Source organism: Streptomyces sp. NRRL B-1347 (assembly GCF_000720325.1).
In the GTDB taxonomy this organism is placed as follows: domain Bacteria; phylum Actinomycetota; class Actinomycetes; order Streptomycetales; family Streptomycetaceae; genus Streptomyces.
The window spans coordinates 80203-92675 of sequence record NZ_JOJM01000029.1; the positions used below are offsets into that span (position 1 = coordinate 80203).

At 71.0% G+C, this 12473-nt stretch carries 13 protein-coding genes; all 13 read left to right on the forward strand.

Translation table 11 applies throughout. The annotated features are described in order from the left end of the window. Nucleotides 1–49 precede the first annotated feature (49 nt). The 13 genes from pgsA (at nucleotide 50) to secF (ending at nucleotide 12469) form a co-directional block, all read left to right on the forward strand. The gene (pgsA, locus tag IG74_RS0124045) at nucleotides 50–724 is read left to right on the forward strand and encodes a phosphatidylinositol phosphate synthase (protein ID WP_030681048.1); all 675 of its coding nucleotides are present in this window, start codon (nucleotides 50–52) and stop codon (nucleotides 722–724) included. Next, the gene (locus IG74_RS0124050) at nucleotides 721–1680 is read left to right on the forward strand and encodes a phosphatidylinositol mannoside acyltransferase (protein ID WP_030681051.1); all 960 of its coding nucleotides are present in this window, start codon (nucleotides 721–723) and stop codon (nucleotides 1678–1680) included. The genes pgsA and IG74_RS0124050 overlap by 4 nt, the downstream gene beginning before the upstream one ends. Then, entirely contained in the window at nucleotides 1677–2837 is a 1161-nt protein-coding gene (locus IG74_RS0124055) for a glycosyltransferase family 4 protein (protein ID WP_030681053.1), read from the forward strand. Before IG74_RS0124050 ends, IG74_RS0124055 begins: the two co-directional genes overlap by 4 nt. A gap of 170 nt (nucleotides 2838–3007) precedes the next feature. Beyond that, on the forward strand, nucleotides 3008–3553 hold the full coding sequence (locus IG74_RS0124060) for a hypothetical protein (protein WP_030681055.1): 546 nt from the start codon (nucleotides 3008–3010) through the stop codon (nucleotides 3551–3553). A gap of 391 nt (nucleotides 3554–3944) precedes the next feature. After that, the gene (pdxS, locus tag IG74_RS0124065; RefSeq protein WP_216678465.1) at nucleotides 3945–4793 is read left to right on the forward strand and encodes a pyridoxal 5'-phosphate synthase lyase subunit PdxS; all 849 of its coding nucleotides are present in this window, start codon (nucleotides 3945–3947) and stop codon (nucleotides 4791–4793) included. A gap of 3 nt (nucleotides 4794–4796) precedes the next feature. Then, nucleotides 4797–5408 (forward strand): pyridoxal 5'-phosphate synthase glutaminase subunit PdxT, encoded by a 612-nt coding sequence (pdxT, locus tag IG74_RS0124070; RefSeq protein ID WP_030681060.1) that lies wholly within the window; start codon nucleotides 4797–4799, stop codon nucleotides 5406–5408. 49 nt (nucleotides 5409–5457) lie between these two features. Next, nucleotides 5458–6210: a YebC/PmpR family DNA-binding transcriptional regulator gene (locus IG74_RS0124075; protein ID WP_030681062.1), complete on the forward strand. Its 753-nt coding sequence runs from the start codon at nucleotides 5458–5460 to the stop codon at nucleotides 6208–6210. A 195-nt stretch (nucleotides 6211–6405) separates the two neighbouring features. After that, nucleotides 6406–6936 (forward strand): crossover junction endodeoxyribonuclease RuvC, encoded by a 531-nt coding sequence (gene ruvC, locus IG74_RS0124080; protein ID WP_030681064.1) that lies wholly within the window; start codon nucleotides 6406–6408, stop codon nucleotides 6934–6936. Next, nucleotides 6933–7544: a Holliday junction branch migration protein RuvA gene (gene ruvA, locus IG74_RS0124085; protein WP_030681066.1), complete on the forward strand. Its 612-nt coding sequence runs from the start codon at nucleotides 6933–6935 to the stop codon at nucleotides 7542–7544. The genes ruvC and ruvA overlap by 4 nt, the downstream gene beginning before the upstream one ends. Before the next feature lie 37 nt (nucleotides 7545–7581). Beyond that, on the forward strand, nucleotides 7582–8688 hold the full coding sequence (gene ruvB / locus IG74_RS0124090) for a Holliday junction branch migration DNA helicase RuvB (protein WP_030681069.1): 1107 nt from the start codon (nucleotides 7582–7584) through the stop codon (nucleotides 8686–8688). Nucleotides 8689–8865: 177 nt separating this feature from the next. Next, on the forward strand, nucleotides 8866–9333 hold the full coding sequence (yajC, locus tag IG74_RS0124095) for a preprotein translocase subunit YajC (RefSeq protein WP_030681071.1): 468 nt from the start codon (nucleotides 8866–8868) through the stop codon (nucleotides 9331–9333). 171 nt (nucleotides 9334–9504) lie between these two features. Then, nucleotides 9505–11334 (forward strand): protein translocase subunit SecD, encoded by a 1830-nt coding sequence (gene secD, locus IG74_RS0124100; protein WP_030681072.1) that lies wholly within the window; start codon nucleotides 9505–9507, stop codon nucleotides 11332–11334. Nucleotide 11335: 1 nt separating this feature from the next. Beyond that, a complete protein-coding gene (secF, locus tag IG74_RS0124105) occupies nucleotides 11336–12469 on the forward strand; it encodes a protein translocase subunit SecF (RefSeq protein WP_030681074.1) in 1134 nt (377 codons plus the stop codon). The last annotated feature ends 4 nt before the right edge of the window (nucleotides 12470–12473 follow it).

Sequence of the window (12473 nt, forward strand, 5' to 3'; positions counted from 1 at the left end):
CAGCCGGTGGCCAACGGGGCCGCCGTGCGCACCGACCCTCGGGAAGGCCATGCTGAACAAGTACGCGCGTGCGTTTTTCACGCGTGTCCTCACGCCGTTCGCCGCGTTTCTCATCCGCCGCGGGGTCAGCCCCGACACGGTCACGCTCATCGGTACGGCCGGAGTGATGGCGGGAGCGCTGGTCTTCTACCCCCGCGGGGAGTTCTTCTGGGGCACGATCGTCATCACGCTGTTCGTGTTCTCCGACCTCGTCGACGGCAACATGGCACGTCAGCTCGGCCGCTCCAGCCGCTGGGGCGCGTTCCTCGACTCGACGCTCGACCGGGTCGCCGACGGTGCGATCTTCGGCGGCTTCGCGCTCTGGTACGCGGGCTCCGGCGACGACAACATCCTGTGCGCCGTCTCGATCTTCTGCCTGGCCAGCGGCCAGGTGGTGTCGTACACGAAGGCGCGCGGCGAGGCGATCGGCCTGCCCGTGGCCGTGAACGGCCTGGTGGAGCGCGCCGAGCGGCTGGTGATCTCGCTCGTCGCCGCGGGCTTCGCCGGACTGCACAAGTTCGGGGTGCCGGGCATCGACGTCCTGCTGCCCGTGGCCCTGTGGATCGTGGCCGTCGGCAGCCTCGTCACGCTCGTGCAGCGCGTGGTGACGGTGCGCCGCGAGTCCGCGGAGGCGGACGCGGAGGCCGCGCGGGAAGCTGCCCACAAGAGCGGGACCGCCTCGTGAGCCGCGCCGCGGACAAGCTGACGGACGCGCTGTACGGGGTGGGCTGGAGCACGGTCAAGAAGCTCCCCGAGCCGGCCGCCGTGCGCCTGGGCCGCACCATCGCCGACCTCGCGTGGAAGCGCCGCGGCAAGGGCGTGCTGCGCCTGGAGGCCAACTACGCGCGCGTGGTGCCCGACGCGACGCCGCAGCGCCTCGCGGAGCTGTCCAAGGCGGGCATGCGGTCGTACATGCGCTACTGGATGGAGTCCTTCCGGCTTCCGGCCTGGAGCGAGGACCGCGTCAAGAACGGCTTCGCGCCCCAGGACCTGCACCATCTGACCGACGGCCTGGACAGCGGCAGGGGCGTCATCCTCGCCCTGCCGCACCTGGGCAACTGGGACCTGGCGGGCGCCTGGGTCACCACGAAGCTGAAGACGCCGTTCACGACCGTGCAGGAGCGGCAGAAGCCCGAGTCCCTGTACGACCGCTTCGTGGCCTACCGCAGCGGTCTCGGCATGGAGGTCCTGCCGCACACCGGCGGCTCGGCCTTCGGCACCCTCGCCCGGCGGCTGCGCGCGGGCGGGCTCGTCTGCCTCGTCGCCGACCGGGACCTGTCGGCGTCCGGCGTCGAGGTGAAGTTCTTCGGCGAGACCGCGCGGATGCCCGCGGGGCCCGCCGCGCTCGCCCAGCAGACGGGCGCGCTGCTCCTGCCGGTGACGCTCTGGTACGACGCTTCGCCGGTGATGCGCGGCCGCGTGCACCCGCCCGTCGAGGTCCCGGAGACGGGCACCCGCGCGGAGAAGACGGCCGTCATGACCCAGGCGCTCGCCGACGCCTTCGCCACCGGCATCGCCGAGCACCCGGAGGACTGGCACATGCTGCAGCGCCTGTGGCTCGCGGACCTGGACCCGGCGAAGGCGCCGTCCCCGCCGGGCCGGGCGGGGACGGCCGGGCCCCGGAGCGAGGGGACGCCGTGAAGGTCGGCATCGTCTGCCCGTACTCGTGGGACGTGCCGGGCGGCGTCCAGTTCCACATCCGCGATCTGGCCGAGCACCTCATCCGCCTGGGGCACGAGGTGTCCGTCCTCGCCCCTGCGGACGACGAGACCCCCCTGCCGCCGTACGTGGTGTCGGCGGGGCGTGCCGTGCCGGTTCCGTACAACGGCTCGGTGGCGCGGCTCAACTTCGGCTTCCTCTCGGCCGCGCGGGTGCGCCGCTGGCTGCACGACGGCACCTTCGACGTCATCCACATCCACGAGCCGACGTCGCCCTCGCTCGGCCTGCTGACCTGCTGGGCGGCACAGGGCCCGATCGTGGCGACGTTCCACACGTCCAACCCGCGCTCGCGGGCCATGATCGCGGCGTACCCGATCCTGCAGCCCGCCCTGGAGAAGATCAGCGCGCGCATCGCGGTCAGCGAGTACGCCCGCCGCACCCTGGTCGAGCACCTGGGCGGCGACGCCGTCGTCATCCCGAACGGCGTGGACGTCGACTTCTTCGCCGACGCCGAGCCCAAGCCCGAGTGGCAGGGGCAGACGATCGGCTTCATCGGCCGCATCGACGAGCCCCGCAAGGGCCTGCCGGTCCTGATGAAGGCGCTGCCCCGGATCTTCGCGGAGTGCCCGGATGCCCGGCTGCTCGTCGCCGGGCGCGGGGACGAGGAGGAGGCCGTGGCCTCGCTCCCGGCCGCGCTGCGCGAGCGCGTGGAGTTCCTCGGCATGGTCAGCGACGAGGACAAGGCGCGGCTGCTGCGCAGCGTCGACCTGTACGTCGCGCCGAACACCGGCGGCGAGAGCTTCGGCATCATCCTCGTCGAGGCGATGTCGGCGGGCGCCCCCGTGCTCGCCAGCGACCTCGACGCCTTCGCGCAGGTCCTCGACCAGGGCGCGGCGGGCGACCTGTTCGCGAACGAGGACGCGGAGTCCCTCGCGGAGGCCGCCGTACGCCTGCTCGGCGACCCCCGGCGCCGCGAGGAGCTGCGCGAACGGGGCAGCAAGCACGTGCGCCGCTTCGACTGGTCGACGGTCGGCGCGGACATCCTGTCGGTGTACGAGACGGTCACGGACGGCGCGGCGGCGGTCGCGGCGGACGACCGCACGGGCCTGCGGGCGCGCTTCGGTCTGGCGAGGGACTAGCGGCCCGTACGGGCAGAACCAGCCCGTCCGGCGTTTGAGGACGAGGCCGCAGGCCGACGAACGGGGGTCCAGGGGGCGGAGCCCCGGGGCTCGGGCGGCGTCGGCGAGCACGGGGCACCAGGGCCCGGCCCCGCCACCGCTGCCAGGCCCCGGCGGTAGCCTAGGCGCCTGTGACCTCCACTTTGATCTGGATCGCGGCCGCCCTGTTCGCGATCGGCCTCTACCTGAGCTGGACCGCGGGCCGTCTGGACCGGCTGCACGCACGCATCGACGCGGCCCGCGCCGCGCTCGACGCGCAGTTGCTGCGGCGCGCCTCGGTCGCCCAGGAGTTGGCCACCTCCGGAGTGCTCGATCCGGCCGCGTCGATCGTCCTGTACGAGGCGGCGCACGCGGCCCGGCAGGCGGAGGAGGAGCAGCGCGAGGTCGCCGAGAGCGAGCTGAGCCAGGCGTTGCGCGCGGTCTTCGGAGAGGCGCAGCAGGTCGAGGCGGTGCGGGAGGCGCCGGGCGGCGAGGAGGCCACGCGCGAACTCGCCGCGGCCGTGCGCCGCGTGCCGATGGCGCGACGCTTCCACAACGACGCGGTGCGCGCGGCCCGTGCGCTGCGCCGCCACCGCAAGGTGCGCTGGTTCCGGCTCGCCGGGCACGCGCCGTTCCCGATGGCGGTGGAGATGGACGACGAGCCGCCGGTGGCCCTGGCCGACCGCACCGCGACCTGACCGGCCTCAGGAACGGCCGCGCGCCCTGCACACCAGCTCCGCCGCCGGAGCCGACGCCGGTGCCGGTGCCGCCCGTGCCCACGCCCACGCCCACGCATGGTCCAAGGACGAACCGGACGGCGGCGCCCGGGGAGAGGTTACCCAGCGTCGCGCCCCCGTCACGGGAGCGGACCGGAGGTCCGCAAAACGATCCACCGCCTCACCATTGGCCCTTGCTGTGGCCTGGTCCGCGGGCGTTTCCTCAAGTCGGCGGAATCGCCACACGCAGCTCTCAGCAGCTCGCTTCCCCCGAGTCTCCACCGAGTGAGGTCAACCCGTGTCCAGCACGCTCTCCAGCAACGCCAAGACCGCCGAGAACACGGCCACCGGCACGGCCCGCGTCAAGCGCGGCATGGCCGAGCAGCTCAAGGGCGGCGTGATCATGGATGTGGTCAACGCCGAGCAGGCGAAGATCGCCGAAGACGCGGGCGCGGTCGCCGTCATGGCCCTGGAGCGGGTCCCGGCCGACATCCGCAAGGACGGCGGCGTGGCCCGGATGTCCGACCCGAACATGATCGAAGAGATCATCGAGGCCGTCTCCATCCCCGTCATGGCCAAGTCCCGCATCGGCCACTTCGTCGAGGCCCAGGTGCTCCAGTCCCTCGGCGTCGACTACATCGACGAGTCCGAGGTCCTCACCCCGGCCGACGAGGTCAACCACAGCGACAAGTTCGCCTTCACCACCCCCTTCGTGTGCGGCGCCACCAACCTGGGCGAGGCCCTGCGCCGCATCGCCGAGGGCGCGGCCATGATCCGCTCCAAGGGCGAGGCCGGCACCGGCAACGTGGTCGAGGCCGTGCGCCACCTGCGCCAGATCAAGAACGAGATCGCCAAGCTGCGCGGCTTCGACAACAACGAGCTGTACGCCGCCGCCAAGGAGCTGCGCGCCCCCTACGAGCTGGTCAAGGAGACCGCCGAGCTCGGCAAGCTGCCGGTCGTGCTGTTCTCCGCCGGTGGCGTCGCCACCCCCGCCGACGCCGCGCTGATGCGCCAGCTCGGCGCCGAGGGCGTCTTCGTGGGCTCGGGCATCTTCAAGTCCGGCGACCCGGCCAAGCGCGCCGCCGCCATCGTGAAGGCAACCACCTTCTACGACGACCCCAAGGTCATCGCGGACGCCTCCCGCAACCTCGGCGAGGCCATGGTCGGCATCAACTGCGACACGCTGCCCGAGGCCGAGCGCTACGCGAACCGCGGCTGGTAACCGATGGCCCACGACGTACCCGTGATCGGCGTCCTGGCCCTCCAGGGCGACGTACGGGAGCACCTGATCGCCCTGGCCTCGGCGGACGCCGTGGCCAGGCCGGTCCGGCGCCCCGAGGAGCTCGCCGAGGTCGACGGCCTGGTCATCCCCGGCGGCGAGTCCACCACCATCTCCAAACTGGCCGTGCTCTTCGGCCTGTTGGAGCCCCTCCGCGCGCGCGTGCACGCCGGGATGCCGGTCTACGGCACCTGCGCGGGCATGATCATGCTGGCCGACAAGATCCTCGACCCGCGCTCGGGCCAGGAGACGATCGGCGGCATCGACATGATCGTGCGGCGCAACGCCTTCGGGCGGCAGAACGAGTCCTTCGAGAGCGCGGTCGACATGAAGGGCGTCGAGGGCGACCCTGTAGAGGGCGTCTTCATCCGTGCCCCCTGGGTGGAGTCGGTCGGCGCCGAGACCGAGGTGCTAGCCGAGCACGGCGGCCACATCGTCGCCGTACGCCAGGGCAACGCGCTCGCCACCTCCTTCCACCCGGAGCTGACGGGCGACCACCGGGTGCACGGCCTGTTCGTGGACATGGTCCGGGCGGAGCAGGGGCGGCGGTCCTTGTAGGATCTCTGACGTTCGTTATCGAGGTTGGTTACGCGAAGGAGACAGGCAGATGTCCGGCCACTCTAAATGGGCTACGACGAAGCACAAGAAGGCCGTGATCGACGCCAAGCGCGGCAAGCTCTTCGCGAAGCTGATCAAGAACATCGAGGTCGCGGCCCGCACCGGCGGCGCCGACCTGGACGGCAACCCGACGCTCTTCGACGCCGTGCAGAAGGCCAAGAAGCAGTCGGTGCCCAACAAGAACATCGACTCGGCGCTCAAGCGCGGCGCAGGTCTTGAGGCCGGCGGCGCCGACTACGAGACGATCATGTACGAGGGCTACGGCCCGAACGGCGTCGCGGTGCTCATCGAGTGTCTGACGGACAACCGCAACCGCGCCGCCTCCGAGGTCCGCGTCGCCATGACCCGCAACGGCGGCTCCATGGCCGACCCGGGCTCCGTGTCGTACCTGTTCAACCGCAAGGGCGTCGTGATCGTCCCCAAGGGTGAGCTGTCCGAGGACGACGTCCTGGGCGCCGTCCTGGACGCGGGCGCCGAAGAGGTCAACGACCTGGGCGAGTCCTTCGAGGTGCTCAGCGAGGCCACCGACCTGGTCGCGGTCCGCACCGCCCTCCAGGAGGCCGGGATCGACTACGACTCGGCGGACGCCAACTTCGTCCCGACCATGCAGATCGAGCTGGACGAGGACGGCGCGCGCAAGATCTTCAAGCTGATCGACGCGCTGGAGGACAGCGACGACGTGCAGAACGTCTTCGCGAACTTCGACGTCTCCGACGAGGTCATGGAGAAGGTCGACGCCTGAGCCCTGGCGGGCGGTTTTTCGCGGGCCGGTGGGACACGTCCCCCCGGCCCGCCGCCATTGTCGGTGGCGGCGGATAGCCTGAGAAGCAATTGAAGATCACCGACATGGACCGCAACTATCAATTGAGGGACCACGACGGTGATCAACCAGGTCCGCGAGAGCGGCGGCGGTTTAGCCGCAAAGAAGGGGGTTGCGGTGCGGGTACTGGGTGTTGACCCGGGTCTCACCCGGTGCGGTGTCGGCGTCGTCGAGGGCGCCGCGGGCCGCCCGCTGACGATGCGCGGCGTCGGCGTCGTCCGCACCCCCGCCGACGCGGAGCTCGGCAGCCGCCTCGTGGCCATCGAGCAGGGCATCGAGCACTGGCTCGACGAGCACCGTCCCGAAGTCCTCGCCGTGGAGCGCGTGTTCAGCCAGCACAACGTGCGCACGGTCATGGGCACGGCCCAGGCGAGCGCCGTCGCCATGCTCTGCGCGTCCCGCCGCGGCATCCCGGTCGCCCTGCACACCCCCAGCGAGGTCAAGGCCGCCGTGACCGGCTCGGGCCGGGCCGAGAAGGCCCAGGTCGGAGCGATGGTGACCCGGCTGCTCCGGCTCGACGCGCCGCCCAAGCCCGCTGACGCGGCCGACGCCCTCGCGCTCGCCATCTGCCACATCTGGCGCGCCCCCGCGCAGAACCGACTCCAGCAGGCCCAAGCCCTGCACGCAAGGAAAGGCCGTACGGCATGATCGCCTTCGTCAGCGGCGCGGTCGCCGCCCTCGCCCCGGACTCCGCCGTGGTCGAAGTGGGCGGTGTCGGCATGGCCGTCCAGTGCACGCCCAACACGCTCTCCACGCTCCGGGTGGGCCAGCCCGCCAGGCTCGCCACCTCCCTGGTCGTCCGCGAGGACTCGCTCACGCTGTACGGCTTCGCCGACGACGACGAGCGGCAGACCTTCGAGCTGCTCCAGACCGCCAGCGGGGTCGGCCCGCGCCTGGCCCAGGCCATGCTCGCCGTGCACGACCCGGACGCCCTGCGCCGCGCGGTCTCCACCGGCGACGAGAAGGCGCTCACCGCCGTGCCCGGCATCGGCAAGAAGGGCGCGCAGAAGCTGCTCCTGGAGCTGAAGGACCGCCTCGGCGAGCCCCTCGGCACCGGCGGCCCGGCCGTCGGCACCCCTGTCACCCAGGGCTGGCGCGAGCAGCTGCACGCCGCGCTCATCGGCCTCGGGTACGCGACGCGCGAGGCCGACGAGGCGGTCACCGCCGTCGCCCCGCAGGCCGCAGCGGCCGGGGGGAACCCGCAGGTGGGCCAGCTCCTGAAGGCCGCCCTCCAGACGCTGAACCGCACCCGCTGACCCACCGCCCGACGACAGACCCCGCGAGGCACACCGCATGAACTGGGACGACCCGACCGACGAGACCACGGCCGCACCCGGCGCGGCCGACCGGCTCGCCGGCTCCGCCGACGAGCGCCTGGTGGGCGCTGTCGCCGACGGTGAGGACCAGGCGGTCGAGGCCGCCCTGCGCCCCAAGGACCTGGGCGAGTTCATCGGCCAGGAGAAGGTCAGGGAGCAGCTCGACCTCGTGCTGCGCGCCGCCCGGGCCCGCGGCGCCACCGCCGACCACGTCCTGCTCTCCGGCGCCCCCGGCCTCGGCAAGACCACCCTGTCGATGATCATCGCCGCCGAGATGGCCGCCCCGATCCGCATCACCAGCGGCCCGGCCATCCAGCACGCGGGCGACCTCGCGGCGATCCTGTCCTCGCTCCAGGAGGGCGAGGTCCTCTTCCTCGACGAGATCCACCGCATGTCCCGGCCCGCCGAGGAGATGCTCTACATGGCGATGGAGGACTTCCGCGTCGACGTCATCGTCGGCAAGGGCCCCGGTGCCACCGCCATCCCCCTGGACCTGCCGCCGTTCACGCTGGTCGGCGCCACCACGCGCGCGGGACTCCTGCCGCCGCCGCTGCGCGACCGCTTCGGCTTCACCGCGCACATGGAGTTCTACGAACCGGCCGAGCTGGAGCGAGTGATCCACCGCTCGGCGAGCCTGCTCGACGTGGAGATCGACACGGACGGCGCCGCCGAGATCGCGGGCCGCTCCCGGGGCACCCCGCGCATCGCCAACCGCCTGCTGCGCCGCGTACGGGACTATGCGCAGGTCAAGGCCGACGGCGTGATCAACCGTGAGATCGCGGGCGCCGCCCTCGGCGTGTACGAGGTCGACTCGCGCGGCCTCGACCGCCTCGACCGCGCGGTGCTCGAAGCCCTCCTGAAGCTCTTCGGCGGCGGCCCGGTCGGCCTGTCGACGCTGGCCGTGGCGGTGGGGGAGGAGCGCGAGACGGTCGAGGAGGTGGCCGAGCCGTTCCTGGTGCGCGAGGGCCTGCTCGCCCGCACCCCCCGGGGCCGCGTCGCCACCCCCGCCGCTTGGGCGCACCTGGGCCTGACCCCGCCCGGGCAGGGGACGGGAAGTGGCCAACAGGACCTGTTCGGGACGTGACACGGACGGTGACGGCGCGGAGAGTCGCACGGTCAGGAACTGCGGTGCCATGCTGAGCGTTGTTCGTTAGGCGCGGACTCGCTTAGACTCCGCCGATGCCGCCTCTATAGGCAGCGCCGCCCACCCCCATCCATCAGGCCGCCCCCACACGCGGTCGTGCGAAGGAAACTCCGTCCCGTGAATATCGTGACCCTCCTCCCGTTCATCGTGCTCATCGGGGCCATGTTCCTGATGACCCGGTCCGCCAAGAAGAAGCAGCAGGCGGCCGCCCAGATGCGCAGCGACATGACGCCTGGCACCGGCATCCGCACCATCGGAGGCATGTACGCCACCGTCAAGGAGGTTCACGACGACTCGGTCCTCCTTGAGGTGGCCCCGGGCGTCCACGCGGTTTACGCGAAGAACGCCATCGGCGCCGTCCTGGACGACGACGAGTACAACCGCATCGTGCACGGCGCGGAGCCCGAGGATGACGCCCCGGTGGTGCCGGACGACGCCTCCTCCCTCACCGAGACCGACGAGACCGACGAGCCCGTGTCCGACGACTCGCGCATCGACCTCGGCAAGAAGGACGCGGCCGACGAGGCCCCCGAGGCCGCAGACGCAGAGCCGAAGAAGACCGACGGCGAGTCCGGCGCGAAGTAGTCACAGCCGGGGGCCCGACGTGCGCCCGCTCGCGCACCGCGGCCCCCGCCGCAGGTGATTTCGCGCCGCGTCTCGACACAACTTCATGGCCGCCCGCCCGGGACCCCCTCCGCTCAGCGAAGGCCAGGGGAGCACCCCGCAGGCCGGCGGTTGGACAGGGAGAACGAGAAGGTGGCAGCACCCAAGAAGGGCCGAAGGCAGGGAACCCAGGGGAAACCGGGTCGCACCCTGGTCTTCATCCTGATCGCCCTGGTGGCGCTCACCGGGGGGATGTTCCTCTCCGGGCACACCACGCCCCGCCTCGGTATCGACCTCGCCGGCGGTACGAGCATCACGCTCCAGGCGAAGAACGAGCCGGGCCAGAAGAACGCGATCAACGAGACCAACATGAACACGGCTGTTGACATCATCAACAAGCGTGTCAATGGTCTGGGTGTCTCCGAGGCCGAGGTCCAGACCCAGGGCTCCGAGAACATCATCGTCAACATCCCCAAGGGGACGAACGCCAAGCAGGCGCGCGAGCAGGTGGGCACCACCGCGCAGCTGTTCTTCCGGCCGGTCATCGCCCGTCAGCCCAGCGTCCCGGTGGACGGCGGCAAGGACAAGGGCGACAAGGGGAACAAGGGCGACAAGGACAAGAAGGACAAGCCCAGCTCGACCCCGACCCCTGGCGCCAGCGACAAGGGCACGGACAAGGACGGCGACAAGGGCGACAAGTCCAAGGACGAGTCCGCCTCCCCCTCCTCGACCCCCACGACCCAGGGCCGTTCCGTCACCGACGGCCTGAAGGACGAGCCCACCCCGTCCGGCAAGTCCAGCGACAAGCCGCAGGACAAGAAGGACGAGACGCCGAAGCCCGACCCGGCCGGCGACCCCTCCGCCAAGCTCCAGGAGCAGTTCGCCAAGCTCGACTGCACCGACCCCAAGGTCCGCACGAAGATCAAGGAGGGCGTCAAGCCCTCCGACCCGGTCGTGGCCTGTGGCAAGGACAGCGACGACAACTGGAACAAGTTCATCCTTGGCCCGTCCGAGGTCAGCGGCAAGGAGGTCGACGACGCCAAGGCCGTCTACGACACCCAGGGTGCCGCGGGCTGGAAGGTCACGATGGACTTCTCCAAGACCGGCACCAAGCAGTTCGGCGACATCACCGGCAAGCTCGCGGGCAAGCAGTCCCCGCAGAACGAGTTCGGCATCGTCATGGACGGCGAGGTCGTCTCCTGGCCCTTCGTCCAGCAGGCGCTCACCGGCGGCCAGGCCGAGATCTCCGGCAGCTTCGGTCAGGACGAGGCCAAGGACCTGGCCAACATCCTGTCCTACGGTGCGCTCCCGCTGACCTTCAAGGAGCAGAGCGTCACCACCGTCAGCGCGGCCCTCGGCGGCGAGCAGCTGCGCGCCGGTCTGATCGCCGGTGCCATCGGCCTCGCGCTCGTCATCATCTACCTGGTGGCGTACTACCGCGGCCTGGCGCTCATCGCCATCGCGAGCCTCGGTGTCTCCGCGGCGCTGACGTACACGATCATGACGCTGCTCGGCCCGACCATTAAGTTCGCGCTGAACCTGCCGGCGGTCTGCGGTGCGATCGTCGCCATCGGCATCACCGCCGACTCGTTCATCGTCTACTTCGAGCGCATAAGGGACGAGATCCGCGAGGGCCGTACGCTGCGGCCCGCCGTCGAGCGCGCCTGGCCGCGGGCCCGGCGCACCATCCTGGTGTCGGACTTCGTGTCGTTCCTCGCCGCCGCGGTGCTCTTCGTCGTCACCGTCGGCAAGGTCCAGGGCTTCGCGTTCACGCTGGGTCTGACCACGCTCCTCGATGTCGTGGTGGTCTTCTTCTTCACCAAGCCGCTGATGACGATCATGGCCCGCAAGAAGTTCTTCGCCAGTGGCCACAAGTGGTCCGGTCTCGACCCGAAGCGGCTCGGCGCCCACCCGCCGCTGCGCCGCTCACGCCGTACGAGCGCACCCGCCGCCCCCGTCGACCCGAACCCGAAGGAGGCGTGAGATGTCGAAGCTCGGCAATCTCGGCGCCCGGCTCTACCGCGGCGACGTCGGCTACGACTTCGTCGGCAAGCGCAAGATCTGGTATGGCATCTCGATCCTCATCACCATCACGGCCTTCGTGGCCGTGATGGTGCGGGGCCTGCACATGGGCATCGAGTTCGAGGGCGGCGCCGTCTTCAACACGCCCAAGACCAGCGTCTCCGCCGCCACCGCCGAGGAGATCGCGGAGGAGGCCTCCGGCCACCAGGCGATCGCCCAGCGGCTCGGCAACGACACGCTGCGCATCCAGATCAGCGGCGTCGACACCGACAAGTCCGACCACATCAAGTCCAAGCTCGCCAAGGAGCTGGATGTGAAGGCGGACGACATCAACGCCGACCTGGTCGGTCCCAGCTGGGGTGACCAGATCGCCAACAAGGCCTGGCAGGGCCTGGCGATCTTCATGATCCTCGTGGTGATCTACCTGGCGATCGCCTTCGAGTGGCGCATGGCCGTGGCCGCCCTGATCGCGCTCATCCACGACATCACCATCACCGTGGGTGTGTACGCGCTCGTCGGCTTCGAGGTGACGCCGGGTACGGTCATCGGCCTCCTGACGATCCTCGGCTACTCGCTGTACGACACGGTCGTGGTCTTCGACAGCCTCAAGGAACAGTCGAAGGACCTCACCAAGCAGACCCGCTTCACCTACAGCGAGGTCGCCAACCGCTCCATCAACAGCACGCTGGTCCGGTCGATCAACACGACGGTCGTCGCGCTGCTCCCGGTGGCCGGTCTGCTGTTCATCGGCGGCGGCTTCCTCGGCGCGGGCATGCTGAACGACATCTCGCTGTCGCTGTTCGTCGGCCTCGCCGCGGGCGCGTACTCGTCGATCTTCATCGCCACTCCGCTGGTCGCCGACCTCAAGGAGACCGACCCGCAGATGAAGGCGCTCAAGAAGCGGGTGCTCGCCAAGCGCAGGGCGGCTGCCGCCAAGGGCGAGTCCGAGGAGGCCCCGGCGCGCGACGCCGACGCCACCGAGGACGGCGAGGACGGCGACGACACCGCCCCCGCGGTCGTCGGCCCGCGCTCCGGCCCCCGCGCCCAGCCCGTCCGCAACCGCGGCCGCGGCCGCCCCTCGGGCAAGCGCCGATGACGGA